This window comes from Streptosporangium sp. NPDC051023 (assembly GCF_040689595.1).
In the GTDB taxonomy this organism is placed as follows: Bacteria; Actinomycetota; Actinomycetes; order Streptosporangiales; family Streptosporangiaceae; genus Streptosporangium.
Genome location: NZ_JBFBCE010000001.1, coordinates 229,917 through 253,670 on the forward strand (window position 1 = coordinate 229,917; position 23,754 = coordinate 253,670).

Annotated in this window: 24 protein-coding genes; 13 read left to right on the forward strand and 11 right to left on the reverse strand. The window is 69.9% G+C overall.

All coding sequences use genetic code 11. The features are described 5' to 3' along the window. Positions 1-83 precede the first annotated feature (83 nt). Positions 84-1,985, reverse strand: a complete 1,902-nt coding sequence (locus AB0395_RS01075; RefSeq protein WP_366275795.1) for a DEAD/DEAH box helicase — start codon at positions 1,983-1,985, stop codon at positions 84-86. Positions 1,986-2,351: 366 nt separating this feature from the next. Between AB0395_RS01075 and AB0395_RS01080 the strand changes: the two genes are divergently transcribed. Next, positions 2,352-3,002, forward strand: a complete 651-nt coding sequence (locus tag AB0395_RS01080; protein ID WP_366275796.1) for a ferritin-like fold-containing protein — start codon at positions 2,352-2,354, stop codon at positions 3,000-3,002. Positions 3,003-3,557: 555 nt separating this feature from the next. Here the strand turns inward: AB0395_RS01080 and AB0395_RS01085 are convergent. From AB0395_RS01085 to AB0395_RS01095, 3 genes are all read right to left on the reverse strand, one after another. Next, a complete protein-coding gene (locus tag AB0395_RS01085; protein ID WP_366275797.1) occupies positions 3,558-3,788 on the reverse strand; it encodes a DUF3107 domain-containing protein in 231 nt (76 codons plus the stop codon). 90 nt (positions 3,789-3,878) lie between these two features. Beyond that, positions 3,879-4,508, reverse strand: coding sequence for a TetR/AcrR family transcriptional regulator (locus AB0395_RS01090; protein WP_366275902.1), 630 nt, complete (start codon positions 4,506-4,508; stop codon positions 3,879-3,881). Positions 4,509-4,568: 60 nt separating this feature from the next. Beyond that, a complete protein-coding gene (locus AB0395_RS01095; protein ID WP_366275798.1) occupies positions 4,569-4,793 on the reverse strand; it encodes a hypothetical protein in 225 nt (74 codons plus the stop codon). Positions 4,794-5,000: 207 nt separating this feature from the next. Between AB0395_RS01095 and AB0395_RS01100 the strand changes: the two genes are divergently transcribed. After that, positions 5,001-5,927 carry a Ku protein gene (locus AB0395_RS01100; protein ID WP_366275800.1) on the forward strand — a complete coding sequence of 309 codons (927 nt, stop codon included), beginning with the start codon at positions 5,001-5,003 and terminating at the stop codon, positions 5,925-5,927. 331 nt (positions 5,928-6,258) lie between these two features. Here the strand turns inward: AB0395_RS01100 and AB0395_RS01105 are convergent, their stop codons facing one another. After that, positions 6,259-6,624, reverse strand: coding sequence for a hypothetical protein (locus tag AB0395_RS01105; RefSeq protein WP_366275801.1), 366 nt, complete (start codon positions 6,622-6,624; stop codon positions 6,259-6,261). Between the two features lie 287 nt (positions 6,625-6,911). Between AB0395_RS01105 and AB0395_RS01110 the strand changes: the two genes are divergently transcribed. From AB0395_RS01110 to AB0395_RS01150, 9 genes are all read left to right on the forward strand, one after another. Continuing rightward, on the forward strand, positions 6,912-7,856 hold the full coding sequence (locus tag AB0395_RS01110) for an alpha/beta hydrolase (protein ID WP_366275803.1): 945 nt from the start codon (positions 6,912-6,914) through the stop codon (positions 7,854-7,856). An 80-nt stretch (positions 7,857-7,936) separates the two neighbouring features. Next, positions 7,937-9,118: an adenylyltransferase/sulfurtransferase MoeZ gene (gene moeZ, locus AB0395_RS01115; RefSeq protein WP_366275805.1), complete on the forward strand. Its 1,182-nt coding sequence runs from the start codon at positions 7,937-7,939 to the stop codon at positions 9,116-9,118. 111 nt (positions 9,119-9,229) lie between these two features. After that, complete coding sequence (locus tag AB0395_RS01120; protein ID WP_366275806.1) at positions 9,230-9,964, forward strand: hypothetical protein; 735 nt, start codon at positions 9,230-9,232, stop codon at positions 9,962-9,964. Continuing rightward, a complete protein-coding gene (locus tag AB0395_RS01125; RefSeq protein WP_366275807.1) occupies positions 9,958-11,232 on the forward strand; it encodes a S8 family serine peptidase in 1,275 nt (424 codons plus the stop codon). Before AB0395_RS01120 ends, AB0395_RS01125 begins: the two co-directional genes overlap by 7 nt. A 49-nt stretch (positions 11,233-11,281) precedes the next feature. Continuing rightward, complete coding sequence (locus AB0395_RS01130; RefSeq protein WP_366275809.1) at positions 11,282-12,310, forward strand: hypothetical protein; 1,029 nt, start codon at positions 11,282-11,284, stop codon at positions 12,308-12,310. Continuing rightward, positions 12,304-13,587, forward strand: coding sequence for a S8 family serine peptidase (locus tag AB0395_RS01135; protein WP_366275811.1), 1,284 nt, complete (start codon positions 12,304-12,306; stop codon positions 13,585-13,587). Before AB0395_RS01130 ends, AB0395_RS01135 begins: the two co-directional genes overlap by 7 nt. Positions 13,588-13,789: 202 nt before the next feature. After that, complete coding sequence (locus tag AB0395_RS01140; RefSeq protein WP_366275813.1) at positions 13,790-14,158, forward strand: hypothetical protein; 369 nt, start codon at positions 13,790-13,792, stop codon at positions 14,156-14,158. Next, positions 14,146-14,466, forward strand: a complete 321-nt coding sequence (locus AB0395_RS01145) for an MGMT family protein (protein ID WP_366275814.1) — start codon at positions 14,146-14,148, stop codon at positions 14,464-14,466. The genes AB0395_RS01140 and AB0395_RS01145 overlap by 13 nt, the downstream gene beginning before the upstream one ends. A gap of 67 nt (positions 14,467-14,533) precedes the next feature. Continuing rightward, entirely contained in the window at positions 14,534-17,434 is a 2,901-nt protein-coding gene (locus AB0395_RS01150) for a CDP-glycerol glycerophosphotransferase family protein (protein ID WP_366275816.1), read from the forward strand. 70 nt (positions 17,435-17,504) lie between these two features. On the opposite strand, the gene AB0395_RS01155 is transcribed toward AB0395_RS01150, so the two are convergent. The 4 genes from AB0395_RS01155 to AB0395_RS01170 all read right to left on the reverse strand — a co-directional run bounded on the left by AB0395_RS01155 (position 17,505) and on the right by AB0395_RS01170 (position 20,071). After that, a complete protein-coding gene (locus AB0395_RS01155) occupies positions 17,505-17,942 on the reverse strand; it encodes a VOC family protein (RefSeq protein WP_366275817.1) in 438 nt (145 codons plus the stop codon). A 79-nt stretch (positions 17,943-18,021) separates the two neighbouring features. Then, positions 18,022-18,513, reverse strand: a complete 492-nt coding sequence (locus tag AB0395_RS01160; protein WP_366275819.1) for an SRPBCC family protein — start codon at positions 18,511-18,513, stop codon at positions 18,022-18,024. After that, positions 18,510-18,896 carry a metalloregulator ArsR/SmtB family transcription factor gene (locus AB0395_RS01165; RefSeq protein ID WP_366275820.1) on the reverse strand — a complete coding sequence of 129 codons (387 nt, stop codon included), beginning with the start codon at positions 18,894-18,896 and terminating at the stop codon, positions 18,510-18,512. The genes AB0395_RS01160 and AB0395_RS01165 overlap by 4 nt, the downstream gene beginning before the upstream one ends. A 233-nt stretch (positions 18,897-19,129) precedes the next feature. Further along, positions 19,130-20,071 (reverse strand): alpha/beta fold hydrolase, encoded by a 942-nt coding sequence (locus AB0395_RS01170; protein WP_366275822.1) that lies wholly within the window; start codon positions 20,069-20,071, stop codon positions 19,130-19,132. Positions 20,072-20,225: 154 nt separating this feature from the next. Here AB0395_RS01170 and AB0395_RS01175 point away from each other — a divergent pair, with 154 nt between their 5' ends. Continuing rightward, complete coding sequence (locus tag AB0395_RS01175) at positions 20,226-21,095, forward strand: helix-turn-helix domain-containing protein (RefSeq protein ID WP_366275824.1); 870 nt, start codon at positions 20,226-20,228, stop codon at positions 21,093-21,095. 286 nt (positions 21,096-21,381) lie between these two features. Here AB0395_RS01175 and AB0395_RS01180 read toward each other — a convergent pair whose 3' ends face one another. Together AB0395_RS01180 and AB0395_RS01185 are read right to left on the reverse strand one after the other, a co-directional pair. Continuing rightward, positions 21,382-21,672 (reverse strand): hypothetical protein, encoded by a 291-nt coding sequence (locus AB0395_RS01180; RefSeq protein ID WP_366275826.1) that lies wholly within the window; start codon positions 21,670-21,672, stop codon positions 21,382-21,384. Beyond that, positions 21,669-21,884 (reverse strand): hypothetical protein, encoded by a 216-nt coding sequence (locus AB0395_RS01185; protein WP_366275828.1) that lies wholly within the window; start codon positions 21,882-21,884, stop codon positions 21,669-21,671. Before AB0395_RS01185 ends, AB0395_RS01180 begins: the two co-directional genes overlap by 4 nt. Before the next feature lie 183 nt (positions 21,885-22,067). Here AB0395_RS01185 and AB0395_RS01190 point away from each other — a divergent pair, with 183 nt between their 5' ends. Beyond that, the gene (locus tag AB0395_RS01190; protein ID WP_366275829.1) at positions 22,068-23,345 is read left to right on the forward strand and encodes a helix-turn-helix transcriptional regulator; all 1,278 of its coding nucleotides are present in this window, start codon (positions 22,068-22,070) and stop codon (positions 23,343-23,345) included. Positions 23,346-23,754: the final 409 nt, after the last annotated feature.

Genomic DNA, 23,754 nt, shown 5'->3' on the forward strand with positions numbered 1-23,754 from the left:
ACTCCGCGCGTCTTGGGGCGTGCGTCCCAGGACGCGAAAAGGGGCGCCACCATCACGGTCGCGCCCCTTTCCTCATGGTACGGCTAGCCCTGGCGGCGGGGACCCCGCTGCTGGCCCCTGACCTGCGGGCGGCGACGGCTCTGCATCCGCTCGGAGGCCGCGGACGGCGCGATCTCGTCGTCGTCGGTCGCCAGGTCCGGCGACTGGAAGATCACCGCGAACGGGCTGGGCGGGATGATCTTCTCCGGCTGGGGGCCGGGCGCGGGCGCCTCGGCGGCCTGCTCGTCCTCCCAGTGGTCCGGCTCGTCATCCCACAGCGGAACCTCGGCAACCGGCTCACGCCTGCGGCGCGGCCTTTCTGCCTCCCCGGTCGCGGGCTCCCTGTGAGCCTGGACCGTCTCCTCCTCGGTGAGGCTCACCTCGGGGTTCAGCCCTGCCTTCCGGGACCGGCCCCTGCGGGACGCGGTCTCGGCGGGCCGGTCGTCACGGATGTCCTTGCGGGGCGTCACATCCACGTCCACCTCCAGCTCGGCGGGTTCGACGATCGGGCTCTGGACCTCCTGCGCCGCGATCGGCGCCGGGGTCTCCTCGACGATGCGGCCCCCCCGTGAACGGTGACGCCTTGGCTCCTCTGCCTGCGGTGCCTCGGTGACGGCCGTCTCCACCGCTTCGACTGCTCTCACGGTCTCCACGGTCTCCGCCTCCGCGCCGGTCCGGCCGCCGCGGGTGCGGCGCCTTTCCCTGGGAGTGCGGGCGGGACGCTCACGGCGCTCCTCCCGCTCCTCGTCGCGACCCCTGCGGGGACCGCGCGAGCGGATGCGGCCCGTCTCGCCGAGATCCTCGACCTCTTCGGCCGCCAGACCCGCCCTGGACCGATTGGCATGCGGTAGCACGCCCTTCGTGCCCTCGGGGATGCCCAGCGCGCTGAAAATGTGCGGGGAGGTCGAGTAGGTCTCGACCGGCTCGGCGAAGTCGAGCGAGAGCGCGTTGTTGATGACCTTCCAGCGAGTGAGGTCCTCCCACTCCACGAAGGTCACCGCGACGCCGGTCTTGCCCGCCCTGCCCGTGCGCCCGATCCGGTGCACGTAGGCCTTCTCGTCCTGCGGGCAGTCGTAGTTGACGACGTGGGTGACGTCGTCGACGTCGATGCCGCGCGCCGCGACGTCGGTCGCGACCAGGACGTCGATCTTGCCGTTCCTGAAGGCGCGCAGAGCCTGCTCACGCTGGCCCTGACCGAGGTCTCCGTGGACGGCCGCGGCGGCGAAGCCGCGCTCCTTGAGTTGCTCGACGACCATGTCGCAGGCGCGCTTGGTCTCACAGAAGATCATCGTGAGTCCGCGCCCCTCGCACTGGAGCAGACGACCCACGATCTCGATCTTGTCCATCCGGTGCGCGCGCCAGACGAACTGGGTCGTCTGCGGTGTCGCCTCGGCCTCGGCGTCGTTGTTCTCCGCCCGCACGTGCGTCGGACGGTTGAGGTAACGCCGGGACAGCGCGACGATCTCGCCCGGCAGCGTCGCGGAGAACAGCATCGTCTGCCGCTTGGCCGGGATGAGCTTGATGATGCGCTCGATGTCGGGCAGGAAGCCCAGGTCGAGCATGCGGTCTGCCTCGTCGAGGACGAGCGCGTCGATCTGGCCGAGGTCGAGGTGCTTCTGCTTGACCAGGTCGAGCAGGCGGCCGGGAGTGCCGACGATCACGTCGACGCCCTGCTTGAGCGCCTCGATCTGGGGTTCGTACGCGCGCCCGCCGTACACGGTGAGAATCCGTGAGCCGAGCTTGCCCGCGGCCGTCACCAGGTCCTCGGTGACCTGTACGGCCAGCTCACGGGTCGGCACGACGACCAGCCCGCGGGGCTTCTTGCGGTTCTTCCTGGGCTTGCCGACACGCTGCAGCATCGCCACGCCGAAGGCGTAGGTCTTGCCGGTGCCGGTTCGTGCCTGGCCGATGATGTCCTGGCCGTTCAGGGCCAGGGGAAGGGCCATTTCCTGGATCGGAAACGGCGTGGTGATGCCCTCGGTCTCGAGGGCGTCTGCGATCTCTGGTGTGACTCCGAGGTCTCGGAACGTCGTCAGCTTGGCCTGCCTAATCTCCGTTGAAGGCAGTCCTGCCGGGACCACGGGCGCAAAAGTTTCCCCGTGCCGTGTCCTCGCGGAAGGGCTAGCCCTCTCAATGCCATCAGCGACCGCTGCGGCGTCATGCCGACTTTGGGGGCTTCCAGGAGCAGATCTCCTGGATTAACACAGGGCGGTCGCACTTTCACAGAGCAGTGTACTCGATACCACAACGCGGAACCGATTTCTTAGTATTCCAGCTGAATCGGCAGGCGCCGCAACTCATAGGCTGCCTGCATGAGTGATTCCCCTCCCGGCGTCGCCGACCTGCTCGGAGTGCTCGCCTACGCCGAGCTGACCGCGTTCCTCAGACTGGCCGAGGACGCCACCCGGCATGCCCCGACACTGACCGACAGGGCCGCGCTCGGCGACCTGGCCGCGACCGAGTACGCCCACTTCCGCCTTCTTCATGACAGGATCGCCTCGCTCGGGGTCGACCCGGAGGAGGCGATGGCTCCCTTCGTCAAGCCGCTGGACGCCTGGCACGCCCAGACATCGCCGGGAGACTGGCTCGAGGCCCTGGTCAAGGCCTATGTCGGCACGGGGATCGCGCTCGACTTCTACCGGGAGGCGGCCGCCCACGTGGACGAGGAGACGCGCGCGCTCGTCGACGAGGTGCTCGTGGACGAGGGACGCTCCCAGTTCGCGGTCGACCGCGTCGGCACGGCGATCAGGGCGGACCCCAGGCAGGCGGGACGGCTCGCCCTGTGGGCCAGGCGGCTGGTCGGTGAGGCGCTGAGCCAGGGGCAGCACGTGGTGACCGCCAGGCCCGAGCTCGCCGCGCTGTTGGTCGAGGCGGCGGGGGAGGACATCACCCGGATGTTCGGCAGGCTCACCGAGGCGCACGGCAAGCGGATGGCCGCGCTCGGCCTGACCCCCGGTCCCTGAGAATGTGGCCGTGCTCGGTCTGACCCCTCCCTGAGGGGGGTCGCGTTCGGCCTGCCCCCGGTCCCTGAGGGTTTCGTGTCCCGGGCCCGGGGGCCCGGGACCGCAGTGGGCGACGCGGGCGGGCGGAGAGTGAAGCGTCCCGGTGAGACCCGCGCGTCGGGGCACCAAACGGTTGTACCGTGCGAGGCATGAGGGCCTCGCGCCGCTACGGCAGTTCCTTGACGAGATGTGGACCGAATCTCTGGACGTCGCGTCCGGTGTTGCGCAGGGGGAGCACCGACTGTCCGGCGATCCCCGCGGAGGGGCATCCCGCCCGCAGAGCCCGCCGCCCGCGTGGCTGCGGGCTCGGGGAACGGGACGAATGCCCCGGTGGGTGCTGAGACGTCGCCGAAGCCGGCGGGTGTCACGGCCTGCGGTCGCCGGAAGCGGGTGACGTCACGGTGTGGCGGGTCCGAGGACGGGCGACGGGCTCACCGGGTTTCCTGAACGGCCGGTCCACGGGCCGCGCCATGGTCGATGTGGGGGCACGACCTGGCGCGAGCCGTATCGGGACCGTCAGAGAGTGCCGCCGAACCCGACGGGGCGTGTCTCCTCTTCGCCGATCTCGATGAAGCCGAGTGAGATGATCGGGACGATGACCCTGCGGCCCTTGCTGTCGGTGATGGAGAAGATTCCACGGTCGGCGGCGAGGGCCTTGCCGAGCTCCTCCTCGACCTGGTCGGCCGAGAGGTCCGTCTCCACCACGAGCTCACGATGCACCGAGCGCACACCGATCTTGATTTCCATGTTGCTCCCTTTCGACGAGGGTTGCTCGTCCCATGGTCGCCCCATCGGGGGCACGACGCGCCGGTTGATCGCGTCAAGCGAACAGCCGGATCAGTGATCGGTGGTCGTCCGGGGGAATCCGGAGATGCCACGCCAGGACAGACGGGCGATGAGCTGGGTCGCGGCGTCCTTGGGAATGGAGCCGTTGCTGCTGATCCAGTATCGCGCGCTGACCTCGGCCATGCCGACCAGGCCGACGCCGAGCAGGCGGGCCTCGTCGCTGGAGCAGCCGGTGTCCTCCTGGATCACCTGGCTGATCATCTCGGCGCTCTCGCGCAGGTTGCGCTCGATGCGCTGGCGGACCGGGGCGACGTTGCGCAGGTCGGACTCGAAGACCAGGCGAAAGGCCTCGCCCTGGCCGGAGACGAAGTCGAAGAAGGCGCCGATCGCGGCCTGGACGCGCTGTTTGTTGTCCGTGGTCGAGGCGAGGGCGTCGCGGCAGCGGGCGATCATGTCGTCGACGTGCAGGTCGAGCAGAGCCAGATAGAGCTCCTGCTTGCCGGGGAAGTGCTGATAGAGGACCGGCTTGCTCACTCCGGCGCGCTCGGCGATCTCGTCCATCGCCGCCGCGTGGTAACCGTTCTCGACGAACACTTCCTGTGCCGCGCTCAGCAACTGGCGGCGGCGGGCCAGTCGGGGCAGCCGGGTGCCCCGGGGCTTGGCGTCCGGGGTAGTCGTCACGGCGTTCTCCTCGCGGGTGCTCATGCTGTCTCGCAACATCCTACGCGCGGGTAATCCAGGTCAGCGATAATCCTCCTCGTCAAGGCCCACGGCGCGGCTCTGCTCCGTCGCGTCCGCCGGATTGGCGTCCTGTGGGATGTGGTCGGGCCAGTCGTCGCCGTCGTCGCGCAGGGGGCGGTGCTGCTCGGCCGCGTCCGCCTCCGGCGCCTCGATGTCGAGCTCCTCAGCGAGGGTCTCGTCGGGCTCCTCTTCCGCGCCCTCGCCACGAACATCCATCTCTGACATTCGCCCTCCCTGACCGTTCTTCGCCGCTCTTCCGCGAACGTCGGACATCGTCAGCGTACGACCTCGCACACCGCCTGCCGAGAAAGGCAGGGCATCGGATCCCCCATGGCGGGTACCTGGCCCATTGGTAAGTGTTTGCATCCACCCGGCAATATTTCCGAACGTGAGTGCGAAACTTGAGGGGAAGCTCCAAACCAGGGAGACGCCATGCGGAGCATCTGGAACGGCGCGGTCTCGTTCGGTCTGGTCACGATCCCGGTCAGGATGTACACCGCGACCGAGCAGCGCAACGTCACCTTCAACCTGGTGCACCGGGAGGACGCGGGCCGGATCAGGTTCCGCCGGTTCTGCTCCGCCTGTGAGGAGGAGGTCCCCTACTCCGACGTGGCCAAGGGATACGAACTCCCGACCGGCGACATGGTGGTGCTCGACGGTGACGACTTCGAGGACCTGCCGCTGTCCACCTCGCACCGGATCGAGGTCCTCCAGTTCAGTCCTGTGAGCCAGATCGACCCGATCCTGCTGGGCAGGTCCTACTACCTGGAGCCCGAACCGGGGGCCGCCGGGCCGTACACCCTGCTGCGCGACGCGCTCGAACGCTCGGGGCGGGTGGGGATCGTGAAGGTCGCGCTGCGGCAGCGCGAGTCGCTCGCGGCGCTGCGCGTCAGGGACGGGGTCTTCGTGCTGGAGACCATGCTTTGGCCCGACGAGGTGCGTCCCGCCGACTTCGCGTTCCTTGAGGAGGAGGCTGAGGTCAGGCCACAGGAGCTGAGGATGGCCGAGTCGCTGATCGAGAGCATGGTCGCCGACTTCGACCCCTCGCGCTACCGCGACGCCTATCGGGAGGCGCTTCAGGAGGTCATCGAGGCGAAGGTCGCGGGAAGGGAGGTCGTCTCCACGGGGCCGCCGCCTGAGCAGGGGCCGACCGCCGACCTGATGGCCGCGCTGCGGGCCAGCGTCGAGGCCGCCAAGCGAGAACGTCCCGCCTCCCGTGACGCCGGGCGGGAGCCTCCCGCCGTGTCCCGGGGGGACAGGGGCGCTGCAGCGGGGGCGGGCCGTGACGCCGGGTCCGGGGGAAAGGGCGGCGGGCGGGAAAAGCCCCCGGGAGGAAGAAGGGCGCCCCGTACGGCGTGAAAGGCCGCGCGAGAAAGCTGTCCGCGCACGGCGAGGGCCCCGGGGACTTCGAGAGTCCCCGGGGCCTTCGCCGAATTTCCGCGAGAATCACATTTCACGTTTATCCGGAAAGCGAAGTTTAGAGTTCGGCTCCCGAGTGCCCGCGTTCCCTTTTCGGCCTTTGCTCTCCGTGGAGAAACGTGGTCGTGGTGAACGCGGGCACCGTGCCCCTCCGCCATGGGCCAGGAGCTTGTCGCGACCGTGAATCCGGATGCGCGCGGTCAGGTGGTGCGGCCGCGCGCCGCGGTCAGGGTAGAGCGCGTCCCGGTTCGTCGGTCAGACGTCCCGAGAGTTACTGGAGCGCACCGCGCTCCCGCTCGTGCTCCCTCTCGTTGTCGTTGTCGTTGTCGTTGCGGTTCCGTGCGGCGCCGCCGCCACCGCCACCGCCACCGCCGGCGCCGACGTTGTTGGTGTTGATGATGACGAGCCTGCGGTGGTTGCGCCTGCAGTTGCGGCCCCAGCCGCCGCCCCAGCCCCAGCCGTGCCGACGCCAGCCGCAGCCGCCGCCGCTGACGAAGCCGATGCTGGTCTGGAAGCCGGAGACGACGGTGCCGGCGCTGGCGCCGGTCGCCGTGGTCGCCGCGCCCAGGGCGACAACTCCGCCCGACAGTGCGGTGCTGATCGCGAGCCCTGCCAGAACGCTCTTGAACTTGGGCATTGCGTTTCCCCCTTGAAAGGATCGGTTGCCCCTGCTCTCAACATTTTCCGGAGTAGTTGGAAAATGTCCCGGATGGCCGTTAATGGGTCATCCTTCGCACTCTTGATTTCCGCCGGTGTCGGGCAGTAAACGATGATCGGCGGCTTTTACCCTCTCCTTATCTCTTTATTGACGACGTTGGACTCTTATTAATTGTTTTGATGCGATAAGTCTTTAATGTCGCTTTTGTGGGCATGTTGTACGGCGGGGAGCTATCGTCAGAACGGAGGACGAACAAGGGGGGAAGCGTGGTTGCCGAGCCGATTCCGAGCTGGCCGGGAGAGATGGTCGACCTGTCGGTTGACCAGGGGAACCAGGGGAAACAGCGTGTCCACGTGCGGTCGACCCCGCACGGGTCCACGGAGTCACCCAGGGAGACCGCCGTCTACGTGCACGGTCTGGCGGGCTCGGCGACCAACTGGACCGACCTGATGGGCGAGCTGTCCGACGTGGTCATCGGCCACGCGATCGACCTGCCGGGCGCCGGGCACTCGCCGGAGCCGCCCGACGGCGACTACTCCGTCGCCGCCCACGCCAGAACCGTCGTCGCGCTGATCGAACGCGTCTCGGACACTCCGGTGCACCTGTTCGGTAACTCCCTCGGCGGGGCGGTCTCCGTGCGGGTCGCCGCGGCCAGGCCCGACTTGGTCCGCTCGCTCACGCTCGTCTCCCCGGCCCTGCCCGACCTGCTTCCCCGGTACGGCCCCGCGCGGGTGGCCCTGTCCGCCGTGCCCAGGCTGGGTGAGTGGGTCGCCGACCGGCTGCGGGCCGTGCCCGCCGAGCGCAGGCTCAACGCCACGCTCGGTCTGTGCTACGCCGATCTCGACAGGATCCACCCGACGCGGCTCAGGGAGGCGCAGGAGGAACTGCGACGCAGGGACGGCCTGCCGTACGCCGCGGGCGCGATGATCGGCTCGGCGCGCGGCATCGTGGCCGAGTACTTCAGGCGTGGGGAGGAGAACCTGTGGCACCAGGCGGCTCTGGTCCTCGCGCCGACGCTGGTGATCCACGGCCGCCACGACCGGCTCGTCAATCCGCGGATGGCCGCCCGAGCGGGGCGGACGTTCCCGCACGTCAGGCTGGTGCTGCTGCCGGACGCCGGGCACGTGGCGCAGATGGAACTGCCCGGCAGGGTCGCCAGGGAGGCCCGCCGCCTGATCGCCGAGACTGCCCTTGTCCCGATTGGGGAATGAGCGGGGCACCAGACTAGGTTGTGAGTGGTGCGTGCTGTGCTAGCCGTACCATCAAGACCCCCTGAAACGGGAGCAGAACTGTGTCGTTGCCACCGCTGGTAGAGCCGGCAGCCGAGCTGACCGTCGACGAGGTGCGCCGCTACTCGCGGCACCTGATCATCCCCGACGTGGGCATGGCCGGGCAGAAGCGTCTGAAGAACGCCAAGGTGCTCTGTGTGGGCGCCGGCGGCCTTGGTTCTCCCGCTCTGCTGTACCTCGCGGCCGCGGGTGTGGGAACGCTCGGCATCATCGACTTCGACGTCGTGGACGAGTCCAACCTGCAGCGTCAGGTCATCCACGGCCAGTCCGACATCGGCCGCCTGAAGGCCGAGAGCGCCGCGGCCAGCGTCAAGGAGATCAACCCGCTGGTCAACGTGATCGTCCACAACGTGGCGCTCACCACCGACAACGTCATGGAGATCTTCTCCGGCTACGACCTGATCGTGGACGGCACCGACAACTTCGCCACCCGCTACATGGTGAACGACGCGGCCGTCCTGCTCGGCAAGCCGTACGTCTGGGGTTCGATCTACCGCTTCGACGGGCAGGCCAGCGTGTTCTGGGCCGAGCACGGCCCCTGCTACCGCTGCCTCTACCCCGAGCCCCCGCCCCCCGGCATGGTCCCCTCGTGCGCCGAGGGCGGTGTGCTCGGCGTGCTGTGCGCGTCGATCGGCTCCATCCAGGTCAACGAGGCCATCAAGCTGCTCGCCGGCATCGGCGAGCCCCTGGTCGGCCGCCTGATGATCTACGACGCCCTGGAGATGAACTACCGCTCGGTCAAGGTCCGCAAGGACCCCGAGTGCGTGCTCTGCGGCAAGAACCCGACCGTCACCCAGCTCCTCGACGACTACGAGGCGTTCTGCGGAGCGGTCTCCCAGGAGGCCCAGGAGGCCGCCTCCGGGGCCACGATCACCGCGGCCGAGCTCAAGTCCCTGCAGGACGCGGGCGAGAACATCTACGTGATCGACGTCCGCGAGCCGAACGAGTACGAGATCGTCTCCATCCCCGGCGCCGTGCTCATCCCCAAGGGTGAGTTCCTCAACGGCTCCGCGCTGGAGAGGCTCCCGCAGGACAAGCGCATCGTGCTGCACTGCAAGTCCGGCGCGCGTTCCGCCGAGGTCCTGGCGATCGTCAAGAACGCCGGCTTCTCCGACGCGGTCCACGTGGGCGGCGGTGTGCTGAGCTGGATCAAGACCGTCGACCCCAGCCTGCCGACCTACTAGGGCGACCGGCGCCCGACGGCCACGCCCCGCTGAGCCAGGTGCTCCGCGGGGCGTCCGCTATTTGGGGATCAGACGGATGAGATCTCCGGTGACCGGATTAAGGTCGAGGGTGTGAACGAGGACCCAGGTCAGCGGCGGCTTGCGTGGCCGATGCTGATCATGGCGTCCACACTGGCGCTGATGTGCGCGGCCGTGGCGGGGGTCGCCTCCAGCACCGCGGTCGCCGAGCTCACACGCGGCCCCGACCGGGCGGAGCTCGACCGGGCCGCCGCGACCGAGATGGCCGGGCGCTGGCTCTCCTGGCCCGCTGAGCGGATCTTCCCCGAGAGCATCGGCTACGCGGCCGAGCAGGGCGGCGAGGAGCGGGCGCGCCGGGTGGGCATCTCGCCGCAGACGCGGTGCGACAGGGCCGTTGACCCCGGGCTGCGCGAGGTGCTGCGCGGGGCGGGCTGCCGGGGGATCCTGCGCGCCACCTATCTCGACGCGCTCCAGGGAGTCGTCGTCACCGTCGGCGTCGCGGCCTTCGCGCGGGAGGAGGACGCCGCCACGGCCAAGGCCGCGCTGCCCAGGACGGGACGCCCCTCGCCGGGCCTGCGGGCGCTGGGTTTCCGGGGCACGGTCACCGACCGGTTCACCGCGGAGGGCAGGCAGGGCAGCCTGGTACGGCAGGCGGGGCCGTACGTGGTGATGACGACGGTCGGCCAGGTCGACGGCAGGCCGGGGAAGGCCGTCGGGGAGCAGCGGCCGACCATCTTCGCCTTCACCGGCGACATCGCCGACCGGATCCTCGCCGCCCTGTCGACCCCAGCACGACCCGTCTGCGGCTCGGGACAGTGGCGATGCTGAGAAGAAGGGCGGCCCCAAGGGGCGCCGTCGCGCTCGCCCTCGTCGCGCTCTGGCTCGCCCCCGCCGTTCCCGCCGCGCACGCCGACGACGTGCGCGGCAGCCAGCGGCAGGTGCTGCGGACCCTGGACCTGCCCGGCGCGTGGCGTGTCTCCAGGGGCCGGAACGTCGTCGTCGCGGTGCTGGACTCCGGGGTCGACTCCCACCACCGCGACCTGGTGGGCTCCGTCACCGAGGGCAGGGATTTCACCGCAGGGGCCAACCCGCCGGGGGTCGCCCCCCCACGGCTGCACGGCACCTACATGGCCTCGCTCATCGCGGGGCACGGCCACGGCCCCGGCGGGGCGAGCGGCGTGATCGGCGTCGCTCCGAAGGCGAAGATCCTGTCCGTACGGGTGATCCTGGAGGACGAGGAACCCGGCTTCCGCGAGTTCAACACCGCGGAGCGGTTCGAGAACGTGGTCGCCAGGGGCATCAGGTACGCCGTCGACCACGGCGCGGACGTGATCAACATGTCGATCTCCAAGGAACTGGCGACCAAGGAGGAACGGGCGGCGATCCGCTACGCGATCTCAAAGGGGGTCGTGCTCGTCGCAGCGGCGGGGAACGAGGGGGCGGGCAAGCCCGGCTCGACCGGCTATGCCCCCTACTCCTATCCGGCGGCCTTTCCCGGCGTGGTCTCGGTCGCCGCGGCGGACCGCCGACTGCGCAGGGCCTCGTTCTCGAACTGGAACCCCTCGGTCCTGGTCGCCGCGCCCGGGGTCGACATCCTCGGCGCCGGGCCCGGCGACGAGTACTGGGTCGGCCGGGGCACCTCGCAGGCGACCGCGTTGGTCTCCGGGGTGGCTGCCCTAATTAAAGCGAAATATCCAAAAATGTCGCCTGCGTTGGTCGTGCAGGCGCTGACCGCGGGCGCGACCGGGCGGCCGAGCGGAGGCTACGACACCGGCATGGGCTTCGGCGTCGTCAACGCCTCCGGGGCGCTCGCGGAGGCCGCCAGGATCTCCCGGCACACCCTCACCGCGAAGGGGACGGGCACCCACGACCCCGCCCGCCCGATGGGGGAGGCGGCCGGGCCGATACAGGTGGTCGACCGGGACCGCGACAGGATCACCTTCTACGGCGTGGTCGCCGTGGTCGCCGTGCTCTGCGCCGTCGCGTCCCTGACGGTGGCCGGACTCTCCGTCCGCCGGATACGCTCGGTGAGCACGCACGTCCGGGCCGGGGCCGTATCGGAGGGCCAGGACGACGAACGCAACGCGACCGCATAAACACACTCCGGCGATAGGGCGGCGGAGCCCCGCGACGTAGCATCGAACTATGTCGAAGCCCGGGCGGTCCCAGGAGCCTGACCGGCGACTGGAAGCCTCGGGACCGCGCACCGGCGGTGACCGGCCTCAGGGCGGTTCCCAGGCGTCGCGCACCGGAGGCTGGCCCCCTCAGGGCGGCTCCCGGGTGCCGCGCGTCACGGGCGTGCGAGCGCGGCGGGCCGTGGGGCCGGGGGCTGTGGGGAGTCCGGGCGGCCCCGCCGAGTCTTCCAGACGGACCAGGGTCCGTGCCTGGCCCGCGGCGGGCCGCGACCGGTTGGCGATCGAGCGCGCCGAGTTGGCGACCCTGGAAGAGGGGATCCGCCTGCGGGTGATCTTCCTGATCCTGATGGGCACCATCCTGGCGATCGCCGCGACCAACGTGCTCGCGGGCGCGGTCGGGCTGTTCCGCGAGACGAGGGCACGCCCGCTGACCGCCGCCGAGCAGGCCCGTTACATCCAGGACGACATCGCGGGACGCTGGCACACGTGGTCAGCGGACCTGATCTTCCCCACCGAGCTGCAGTACGTCGGCCTCGGCCGCGCGCAGCAGTACGCCAGGCGGATCGGGCTCGCCCCCGAGACCTCCTGCAGGTCGGGTCTGGACGCCCCGGTCGGCTCCGTGCTCGCCGAGCACGACTGCCGCACCCTGCTGCGGGCGACCTACGCCGACCAGACGTCCACGTTCGTCTTCACGATCGGCGTCGCCGTGCTCGAGAACGAGGAGAGACGGATCACCGCGACCGGGCAACTGGCGATCGACGACCGGGTGGGGGTGCGGCCCGTCGCGTTCTCCGGAACGGCGAGTGAGCTGTTCGGCGCCGCCCAGCGGCAGCGCAACTCCTGGCTCGGGATCGGCCCCTACATCGTCTTCTCGACGGCCGGTTACGCCGACGGGCGCACCCGCCAGGCGATTCCCTCCGAGGAGATCCTGCACAGCGAGCTGTGGCCGACCGCGCAGGCGATCGCCGGGCGCATCGCCCGTGCCTTGGGCGACGAGCCGAGCGCCGTGCCCCAGTGCACCCAGGGAAACGTGTGTTGAGGCGGAGGCTGTGGGTCGTCGGGGCCGTCGGGGCCGTGGTCGCGGTCTGCCTGGGGGTCTGCGCCCCCGCGGGCGCGGCCGACGTGCGTCAGGACCAGCACTGGGTGCTGGAGAAGATGAAGATCGAGCAGGCGTGGAAGGTCACCAAGGGGGCGGGGGTGACCGTCGCGCTGATCGACGGCGGGGTTGACGATCGGGTTCCCGAGCTGCGCGGCAAGGTGGTCGCCGGGCCCGACATGGGCTCGGCGGCCCTGGACGGGGACGACCAGAGGGCGAACTGGCACGGCACCGCGATGGCCTCGCTCATCGCGGGGGCGGGAAAGGGGAAGGGCGGTCTTCTCGGGACCGCGCCCGAGGCCAGGATCCTGTCCCTGCCGCTGGTCCTGGCGGAGACCACGCCCGAGGGTGAGTTCGTGCCGCCGGAGGCGGACCAGAGGACGCGCGAGGACAGCCCGGTCGCCCGCGCGATCCGCTACGCGGCGGGCCACGGGGCGAAGGTCATCAGCATGTCGCTCGGCGCGTACGGCCCGCACAAGGCCGAGCGCGAGGCGGTCGCCTACGCGCTCTCCCGGGGGGTCGTGCTGGTCGCGGCCGTCGGCAACGACGGCAGCTCCGCGTACACCGTCAACCATGACACCTCCTTTTGGAGCTTCCCCGCGGGCTACTCGGGGGTCATCGGCGTCGGCGCGGTCGACGCGGCGAGCCAGCCCGCCGGGTTCAGCAGTGACAACCTGTCGGTCCTGGTCTCCGCGCCGGGCGTCGACGTGCCCGTGGTGACCCCCGGAGGGAAGTACGACTCCTCGGACGGGACCAGCTCGGCGGCTGCGCTGGTTGCCGGGGTCGCTGCACTCATAAAAGCGAAATATCCGGACATCCCGCCGCATCTGGTCTCGCGGGCGCTGACCTCGACCGCCTCCTCCTCCCCGGCCGCCGGATACGACGACCACGTCGGCTTCGGCGTGGTCGACGCGGGCGCCGCCCTCGCCAAAGCCGGAGAGCTCATGCGCGGCGCGGCGGGGGCGCCGCCCGCCGAGGACCGGCACTTCGGTCAGGGCTCCCTGGACGGAGAACCCGCGAGGCCCGGTGCCGACAGCCTCAGGCTCTGGCTGTACGGCACCGGCCTGGCCGTCGGGCTGCTCGCGTTCGGCTGGGCCGTGGTGACGCTCACCCGCCGCTCGGAACAGACCGGGCGGTTCCCCGGAGAGATCCCCGGGCTGCCCGGCCTCGGGCGGGAAAGGCGCCCTGGGCGGGCCCGAGACACACGCTGGCGGGCATAGGGTGAGCATGAGAGCCGCGGGAGCCCGTGGGGACTGCGAGGCCCGTGGGGGCTGCAGGGCCGCTGTCCGTGCCGCCGCCATCGCGACTACGAGCCGAATTTAATTCGATTCGAACGCTTTTTGGACACTGTTCGGATGCTGTTGGTCTGAAGTCGGTCTTCATGGTCCGGCAACCGTCAAACATTCGCTAAGGTCGCGCATCATGGGGTACGAGTTGCGCGTGGAGCGCCCGGCGCCTCTCGCCTTCGCGGAACTCGCGACTGTGCTGGGGCAGGCGGGGTTCGAGTTCCGTGGTTCGCAGGAAAAGGGCGAAATCCTCGCTCGCTACGGCGACGGGGTCCACGCCATCGCCATATGGGACGGCAATCTCTCGGGCACGCCCGGGTCCGACTGGCAGGTGGCACAGCTCGCCAGGGTCTCCGCGCTGCTGGGTGCCCGCCTGGTCGGCGAGGACGGCGAGTACTACGCGATCCGTGACGGCCTCGTCGAGCAGCTGAACGGCTCGGCGGCCTACGAGTTCGGGAAGATCGACGAGATCCTCGCGGCCGGGCCCTCCGTATGGAGTCAGTAGGTCATCCGACCCCGTACGCCGAGCGGGTGCTCGACCTGGTTGAGCGCATCCCGCGCGGCAGGGTGATGTCCTACGGCGACATCGCCGAGTACCTCGGCGAGGGAGGCCCTCGCCAGGTCGGCAGGGTCATGTCGACCTGGGGCGGCGGCGTGCCCTGGTGGCGTGTCGTGCACGCGGACGGGACCCCTCCTCCCGGCCACGAGGCACGCTGCCTGACCAGGTGGCGCGAGGAGGAGACGCCACTGCGGGGAGAACGCGCCGACATGCGATCGGCAAGGTGGGACGGTCTACCGGAAATCACTACGTAACCGGCTTCTGCGTGGCCCACTAACATTGCCTAGGACAGCGCTCTGTCCGAAAGGCGGTGCCTTCCCCATGGCCACCGGCGTCACGCCCGCCCGCGCAGGCGGCGACCCCGTCGTCGACCGTCTTCGAGCTGTTCAGGATCTCTGCGACCGGGGAGAGCCACTCGAATCGATCGTCTCGGCGGTGCTGGCCGAGGGGCTGACGCCCGCGCAGCGCCGCCGCTTCGACGCCAAGGTGCTGTCCGGTCCGCTCGGCTCCCGCCTGGACCTGGCGGCCAAGCGCGGCGCCGCCCGCCGCCGCGAGTTCGTCACGCTCTTCAAGCCCTACGTCACAGGGGTCGACGCCAAGGTCAAACGCGACCTGCCCGTCGCCCGCAGGATCGCCTTCCACCTGGTGGAGCACCGTACGGTCGACGACCTCGCGGACGGCGACGCGCTGCAGAAGCTCACCACCGCAGCGGCCGAGCCCTCCAGGAGGGTCCGCAGGCGCATGCGCTGGTACGCCAACCTGCCGCTCCAGGACGAGCTTCCCGAGGCCATGTACCGGCTGCGCGCCGCGGACCTGATCCCGATGACGCAGGTCGAGGACATCACCTGGACGGGCGGGCGGCTGCGGATCAGCGGTCACGCCTACCTGGCCGGGCTCTCGGTCCGTGGCCCCCGCTTCAACCGGGCCTCCGTCGTACTGCGCGGCCCCCGCTGGCTGCCGCCGGTACGGCTGCGCACCCGCAGGATCTTTCACCCCGAGGCCACCCACGGGGCCAGTGAGCCCGGCTGTAACTACGACTGGTCCGGGTTCGTCGCCGACCTGCGCCCCTGGCCGCTGCGCTGGCGCGGGGGCGTGCGGTCCCTGGTGCACGGGGTCAGGAGGATGCTCCGCCACCGGGCGACCGTCCCCGACACCACCACCTGGCGGGCCGAGATCGTGATCTGGAGCCGGGGCGCGCGCGCCACCGGTCTGCTCCGCGGCCCGTCGAGCGGGCGCACCGAGCGCCCCGCGGGGCTCGCGCTGCCCGATGGCTGGTGGATACGTCCCGTCTGGACCTCCGACCGCGCCCTCCAGATCGCGCTGCAGCCGACCAGGGCGGAGCTGACCGGGGTCCGTCTCGACGGCGACCGCCTGGAACTGACGGTCTTCCTGCCCGGCAAGAGCGAGGGCAGAGGCCAGGCGCGCCTGGACGGTCACCGGATGTCCGCCGAGTTCACCGTCGTCGAGGAGGGAACGCAGGTCGTCGTGCCGCTCGCCGTGCCCTCACTGCTTCAGGAGCGCGACGGCGGCAGGCTCTGGATCGAACCAAAAGGCGCCCCCGCGGCGCCCGTCATGCTCGGCGGGGCGCGGGAGAGCTGCTCGATCGTCGGCGACAGGGAGATCACCGTGCTGGGCGACCGGCGCGACCGCGTGATCGTCTCCGCGCACCGGATCCGCCCCGTCATCTCCGCCGCGACGTGGGACGACCACGGCGCGCTCACCCTCGAAGGCTCCTACCCGGGCTCGGGCCTGGCCGAGCTGACGCTCAAGCACCGCGGCGGCCTGGCCCACACCGTGCCCCTGGAGCGTGCCGAGGGGCGTTTCTCCGTGCGGTTCACCCCCTCGGCCATGCCCAGGTTCGGGGAGGCCGTGCCGCTGGGCAGCGGAAGCTGGAGCATGACGACCCGCGACCCCTCGGGGGAACTCGTGCCCTTCCGCGTCGACCACGCCAGCCTCGCCTCGCTCGACGAGGACCCGAAGATCCGCGACGGCAGGTTCTACCGCCTGCTCTCCACCCGGTTCGACGTGCCGATGCTGAGTGTCACCGAGGAACGCCCCGACGACGAGAAGGGCGCCGGGGGCCTGTACGCCCTGCAGCGCTCGTTCTATCCGGACCAGCGCACCCGCGAGCTGGACGAGGCGACCGTCTACGTCGCCTACGACGGCCGTCAGTACGAGGGCAACGTCCGGGCAATCTATGAGGAGCGGGTACGGCGCGGCGACGACCGCGAGCACGTCTGGATCGTCAAGGACGGCGCGTTCACCCCGCCCGGCTCCGCGGAGCTTGGGCTCGGCTCCGAGATCCGGCCCAGGGTGGTCAGGGCGGGCAGCCGCGAGCACTACGCCGTGCTCGCCCGCTCACGACACGTGGTGACCAACGGCTTCCTGCCGCAGTGGTTCAGGGCCCGCGACGACCAGACGATCGTGCAGACCTGGCACGGCAGCCCACTCAAGCGACTCGGCAACGACCTGCCGTACATGTCCCGCGACCCGAAGCCGCCCGCCTGGCACCGGCAGGCCGTCGAGGTGCGCGGCTGGGACCTGCTGGTCTCCCAGAGCCCGTGGGCGACCCCGATCCTGCGCAAGGCGTTCGGCTACCAGGGCGAGGTCCTGGAGTACGGCTACCCGCGCAACGACGTGCTCTCCGCCGCCGACCGGGACGAGCTGGCCGCGCGGGTGCGCCGCAGGCTCGGCATCGCCGAGGACGTCAGGGTGGTGCTCTACGCGCCGACCTTCCGCGACTACGACCGCAAGAACTCCTCGCTCAAGCTGGACCTGGCGCGGGCGCACAAGGCGCTCGGTCCCGGCCACGAGTTCCTGATCAGGGCGCACTCCATGCAGGCGACGCCCAACATCCCCGAGGGCCTCGGCCGTGATGTCACGGCTTATCCGGATATAGCGGATCTACTGCTGGTGGCCGACGTGCTGATCACCGACTACTCGTCCGTCATGTTCGACTTCGCCGCGACCGGCCGCCCGATGCTCTTCTTTACCCACGATCTGCAGCGCTACTCCGCCAAACGCGGCCTCTACCTCGACCTCGCCGCCGAGGCTCCCGGGCCGCTGCTGTCGAACGGCGCCGACGTCATCGAGGCGCTCAGGACGATCGACGAGGTGGCCGCCGCCCACGCGGAGCGCTACGAGCGCTTCAGGCACCTGTACGCCCCCCGCGACGACGGCAAGGCCACCGCCCGACTCGTCGACCACGTCTTCACCCCCTGACCCCGTCCTCGCGTACGGGCAAGCCCCGGCGCGCCGCGTTCCACCGGCCGCTCGGGGCTTTCCCCGCCCGCTACCCGCGCCAGGGCATGTGCTGGAGGGTCCAGGTGTTGCCGTCAGGGTCGGCGAAGTGGGCGTAGTAGACGCCGCCGAGGTCCTCGACCGGGGCCACGTCCACGCCGCGCTCGACGAGCGTCGCGCGGGCGGCCTCGATGTCGCTCACCACCAGGTGCAGGCCGCGCAGCGTGCCGACGGGCATGTCGAGGGACGCGATGCCCTCGGTCAGGGTGATCGAGCAGGCCGAGCCCGGCGGGGTGAGCTGGACGACGCGAACCCCTTCCGCGGGCCGTACGTCGACGTCCACGGTGAATCCGAGGCGTTCGGCGTAGAAGTCCCTGGCCCGGTCGATGTCGGCGACGGGCACCGGCACGAGCTCGAGCAGGAGCGCGCCGGGGAGAACGGGTAGCGTGGGCGTTTCCACCGGAGCCTGGACGGGCTGGGTTTCGGTCATTCGAACTGTCCTAACGAGTGCTGGGAGTAAGCCATCCGGCGCACTCCTGGGTGGATGGTGGCTTTCAGGGAGTTTCGGCTCAGGGGGTTTCGGCGAGCAGTTCGGCCAGGCGGTCGTATGCCTGGCTCGCGCCGCGTTCCATGGGCGTGCGCAGCACGCTGTCGCGGACTTCGCGCGACGGGTAGCGGACCGTGGCGGTCATCGCGGTCCGGCCTTCGTGCTCGTCGAAGACGGTGGTGACGAGCGCGGCACCCGCCTCCCAGCCGTCGTAGATCTCGGTCTGGACGAGCCTGCCGGGGGCCTCGACGTCGACGTACACCCCGCCGTGGCCCATCTCGGCGCCGTCAGGGCCTCGCGAGACGAAGCGCCAGGCGCCGCCGGGACGCAGGTCGACCTCGCAGACGACAAGCTGCCAGCCGCGTGCGCCGTGCCAGCGCCGCAGCAGCTCGGGGCGGGTGAACGCGTCGAAGACGAGCGCGCGGGGCGCGGCGAACGTCCTGCTCAGCACGAGCTCCGTGTCGGAGGGCGCGGTCACCGACAGGCCCTCGACGTCATGCCGCGGCGCCGTCACGGAGTCTCCTCCTGTCCGGGTTCGCCGGTGTTTCCCGTGCTTTCCGTGCTTCCCGTGTTTGCGGCGTTGAGCTCGCCGAGCAGGTCGTCCAGGCGCCGGTAGCTCTCCTCCCAGTAGCCGCGATAGTCGGCCAGCCAGTCCATGGCGCTCCTGAGCCGTGCGGCCTCAAGCCGGCACGGCCTGCGCTGCGCGTCGCGCCCACGGGAGATCAGACCGGCGTGTTCCAGCACCTTCAGGTGCTTGGAGACGGCCGGTTGGGACATCGCGAACGGCGCGGCCAGCTCGGTCACCGTGGCCTCACCCCTGGCCAGCCGGGCCAGAATGGCCCGCCGGGTCGGATCGGCCAACGCGGCGAAGGTCGCATCGAGGACATCGGCACCCACGTTGATTACCTTTCGGTTCTATAACCTGTTGGTTTTCTACGTGCTGGGTTCGGGTCCTGTCAAGGGCATGATCGCGCGCGTATGGACAGGGCCTCCGGCCGTACACGGTGATGATCATGTGTCCGGCCAGGGGGAGAGGTGGAGCGAGGCGCATGGGAAGAGTCGTCGCGCAGGCGTAGGTGTCACCTCGTCTACTGCCACGAGACACCCCCGGCCTGACCCCTGAGCTCCGCCTATGCGGTGTGGATCGCGATGAAGGCCAGGAGGGACGAGGCGGTCCGTTGCGGATCCTCGAGCATGGGTGAGTGTCCGACATCGGACAGCAACTCGACTCTCGCGCCCGGAACTGCACGATAGTCGGCGGCGGACGAGGATCGCCACCTCCGGTCCGCCTCGCCGAAGATCACCAGCAGCGGCTTGCCGAGGGACGCCAGCCGCTCGGGGAGCGTGCGCTGCGTCAGGTAGTCCTCGGCTGCCCGCGATGTCGTGGTGAGCGCGTGATAGGTCATGCCGCGCACGTCATCGACGAGCTGTTGCGGGACCTGGTAGCCACGGCGGCTGAACGCGGTGTCCAACCCCTGGCGAACGATCCCGTCGGTCCGCAACCGCCACAGCAGTTGTCCGACGACAGGGACGAATAAGAGCCGGCCCACGAACCCGTCTGAGATGAAGGCGTCCAGACGCGGCCCGGAGTCGATGAGCGCGAGCGCGGTCACCAGGTCGCGTCGTTGCTCGGCCAGAGCGGTGGCGACCGAGCCGCCGGTGGAATGGCCGACCACTACGGCGTGCTTCACGCCGAGCCGGTCCAGTGCCTCGCCGACGCGGCGTCCCTGCTCTGGGATCGCATAGCCTCCGCCGGCCGGTTTGGCCGACCGGCCGTGCCCGAGCAGGTCGATCCGGATGACGCGATAGGACTTCGCCAGCATCGGAACCAGCGGGTCCCACCAGGAGGTCGATGCGGCGAGCCCGTGGATCAGTACCAGCGTCGGCCCATCGTGGGGGCCGTCCTGGCGCACGTGCACGCTCCCGCCGTCAAGAGGCAGGACCGAATTCCCCGTGGCCTCGGCGTCCTGCCGCGAAACCACCACCGCGTTCGCCAGGAGCAGTCCGGCGACCGTGAGGAGGATGACCGATGCGACGATGCGGCGTCTGCGGCGGCTTCCCGCGCGCCTCACGTCTCGCTCCCCATGAGGAGATCGTGGAACGGCGTCGTTCGGCTGGCGGGGTCATCGACCCCCAGGCAAATAATCATGGGCCCACCGTCGCCGTCCGTGCGCGCCGGTGGCTTGAACAAATGTTCCGATCATTCGACCCGCGTAGCATGTGATGATGCGGTCCACCGTGCGCGAACACGCCGATGAGGCTGTGTGGGACGTCGCGCGCCCGGAGCGGCCCAGCCGGGTGGCCGGTGTCAGCATGGCCGGGTTCCGTGACCGCGGCATGGCCACGGCCGGTCATCGGGCGGTCCCGCATCCGGCCGTGACGCTGGCTCTGGAGTTCGGCGCGGGTCCGCTTGTCGTGGACGATGCCGCCGGACGGCGGCGGCGGGGAAGTCTCGTCGCCGGGCTCGGGTTCGGCCTCGGCGGGCTCTGGGTGCGGGGCGAGAACTTCGAGGCCGTGCAGGTGCGCCTGTCCCCGGTGGTCGCACACGCGATTCTGGGCGTCTCCCCGGCGGAGTTGGACGGCGCCGTGGTGGCTCTGGGCGACCTGTGGGGCCGGGAGGCGTCACGGATCGGTGAGCGACTGGGCGAACTCTCCTCGTGGGAGGCACGCTTCGCGTTGATCGACGCGTTGCTCGCCCGCCGAGGTGAGACAGGGGCGCCGGTCGATCCGGAGGTGGCCTGGGCCTGGCGCCGGATCGTCGCCGGGCGTGGCCAGGTCCGGATCGACCGACTGGCGGCCGAACTCGGATGGAGCCGCAAACGCCTGTGGTCCCGGTTCCGCTCGCAGATCGGCCTGCCGCCCAAGAGCGCCGCCAAGCTGGTCCGCTTCGACCACGCCGCCCACCGCCTGGCCGTAGGCGAGGACGCGGCCAGAGTCGCGGCGGAGACCGGCTACGCCGACCAGTCCCACCTGCATCGCGACGTCATGGCGTTCACCGGGGTGACCCCGGCGACCATGGCCGGGGAGCTGTGGCTGGCGGTCGACGACGTCGCATGGACCGGCCACAAAACCCCCGGCCAAGGCCTACGCCTCTAACAGCACTCACCATCTGTCTTGTGGATGTGGATGGAGTGGGTCTGGCGGGCATGGGAAGGGGTGCCCGGCCGGATGTGGGGTCCGGCCGGGCACCGGGGTCCGCACCGGCCGGGGGAAGGTGTGGTGCGGACGAGGGACGCGGCTCCCGGGGTGGTTCGGGAACCGCACGAGGGGTGCGGCCCAGGCCCCTCCTCCCAGGCCGCACGATCATGGGGTACGGCGGCGCGGAGCCGTACCGGAAACCTCGGTCACGACCCGAGGTGGTCTTCAGCGGGCCAGGCGGGGCTCACGCGGCCCTGCGCTCGGGAGGGCGTGCCGCCTCCACGTCCCGCATCCGCTCCCGCACCCCCTCTGCGGTGGTTCCCTCGACGATCACCGGCCCCGGGGCGGGCCAGGTGGCGATGGCGTAGAAGCGGCGGTTGCCCAGGCTGTAGAGCACGACCCAGGCGGTACAGGAACGTTCCAGAAGCTCTGCCTCGGCACGCGCCGGGCCGTCCCACACCCTCCTGTGGACGGGGGCGTACGGCAGGCCGCTGCGGTGGCGCCCCGGCGTGCGGGGTGGACGAGGCCGGATCACGAGGTCACCCGCCGGGCGATCTCCTCCTGCCGGTCCACCTCCGCCCGGACCTCGGAGAGGGTGTCGGCGTCCACCGCCGGGTCGGCCCCGGCCCGCATCGCCGCGATGGGGAACGGCGTCTGCCGCAACGCCCAGAACCGCCCCGCATCACTGATGATCAGCCGCCACCCGGGAATCGTCTGCTGGGTCGGAATGGACCTAATATTCTCCATGGATCGCACTCCTTTGCGATCAAGGACCCGTCGTCGGTGTCAGATACCGATGGCGGGTCCGCTTTTTTGACGGGCTTTCTGTCGTGCTCGTGCAATAGTGGAGTCGGCTTGGCGAGAAATTCCAGGACTTCGTTGGGGGAGTGGTTCGCGTCCCCCAATCGCCTCCAACCCCCGGAGTGAGGAATGCCGCGAGCACCAAGGCCGGTCGACCCGACTACGTCACCCTGGCATCTCCTGGGGGCGACGATCCGCCGGTGGCGCGATGCTGTCGATATGACGCAGCGTGGTCTCGCCGACAAGATTCATGTGGATCACACCATGATCTCCGCGTGGGAACACGCCGCATCACGTCCGGATATATCCGCAATTCGAGCGATTGATAGAACTATAGAGGCAGGCGGGACGCTTATTGCGTTACATTCCGTTGTTGTTGAGCTTGACCGTATGCGTACTCTGTCAGAAAAGGGAAATTCGGCAGAGGAGGACGCCATGGAACGCCGTAGGCTTTTACAGCTCGCCGCGGGCACAGCCTTGGGCACACTCGGCGTATCCGGCGAGCCCATCCGTCGCCTTCTCGACCTGTCGCTGGGGGCCGGGTTTCGCTCCATAGAGGAGTGGGACCTGGCGTGCGCCGACCACCTCCACGCTTTGCGCACCCGTCCGCCTGCGCAGGTGGCCGCCGATCTGATCATTGACCTCGCGACGATCCGGGAGCAGATGGACGTCTCCTCCCCGACCGAGGTGACCGCGCTGCACCGCACCACGTCCGCGCTAGCCGTTGTCCACGCCAATGTGTTGACTCGGCTTGGTGAGCACAGTGCCGCGATTCGCTGGTCGCGCACCGCTCGTCAGGCGGCGGACGTCTGCGGTGATCTCCAGCTTCGTCTCCTGGCGCGTGCGAAGGAAGCGGGCCAAGGCTTGTACGGCCAGCGCGATCCGGAGATCGTGCTTCGACTCGTGCACTCCGCTCAACGAATCGCCGGAGAGCCCACGATCGATCTGCTGACCGCCCAGGCGAAGGCACTGACGCTGCTCGGTCGGCATGATGAGGCGCGCACGACGCTGGATGCCCTTCACCGACTCGCCGAGCGAGGCATCGCCGCTGATCCGCAGGGGTTCTGGAAGCCTGATCAGCTCCACTTCGCTGAGAGCTGGGTCTATGCCGGTGCGGGTGATGAGAGGAAGGCGAGCAAGGCGCGAGACGAGGTACTCAGGTTCGCTCCTGAGTACCAGTATCGAACGAACGTCATATTGCACCGGGCATGGTCCATGATCGCTCAAGGGGGCATCGACGAGGGAGCACGACAGGCGGCGTCGACTATCGATGGTCTCTCCCCGGCGTATCGCAGCACGATGATCTTGGAGACAGGTCGGATGGTGCTGCATGCCGTACCCGTAGAACAGCAGGACCGGCCCGCTGTAGGGGAGTTCCGGGAGGTCCTTGCCGCCGGAGCCGCATAAACGCCTGACCGGACACGCTGTTACTTCAATGACCCGTCCCACTCACCAGGCCGAGCACCGCTCATCGGCGCCGACCCGCTCCGTCTCGCCGCTCGCCGTACCGGCGCCCGAACGGCTGCGCACGCGGTGAGGGAGGGGTACACGCGTGGTGGGGGAGGGGTTGTGCGCGCGGGGATGACGAGGTGATTCCGCTGGCCGGTCTCGCTGCGCGGAGTACCGCGCGGGAAGGTGAGTTCCCTTGCAGTCCCGTACGGCACGAGCCTGTCGGGAAGCGGGCATCTCCCCATATCGGTAGCGACTATTTCACCGCGAACACTGCGACCATCTCACCACCAAACCAGCGACCATCTCACCACCAAACCAGCGACCATCTCACCACCAAACCAGCGACCAACTCACCACAACATGT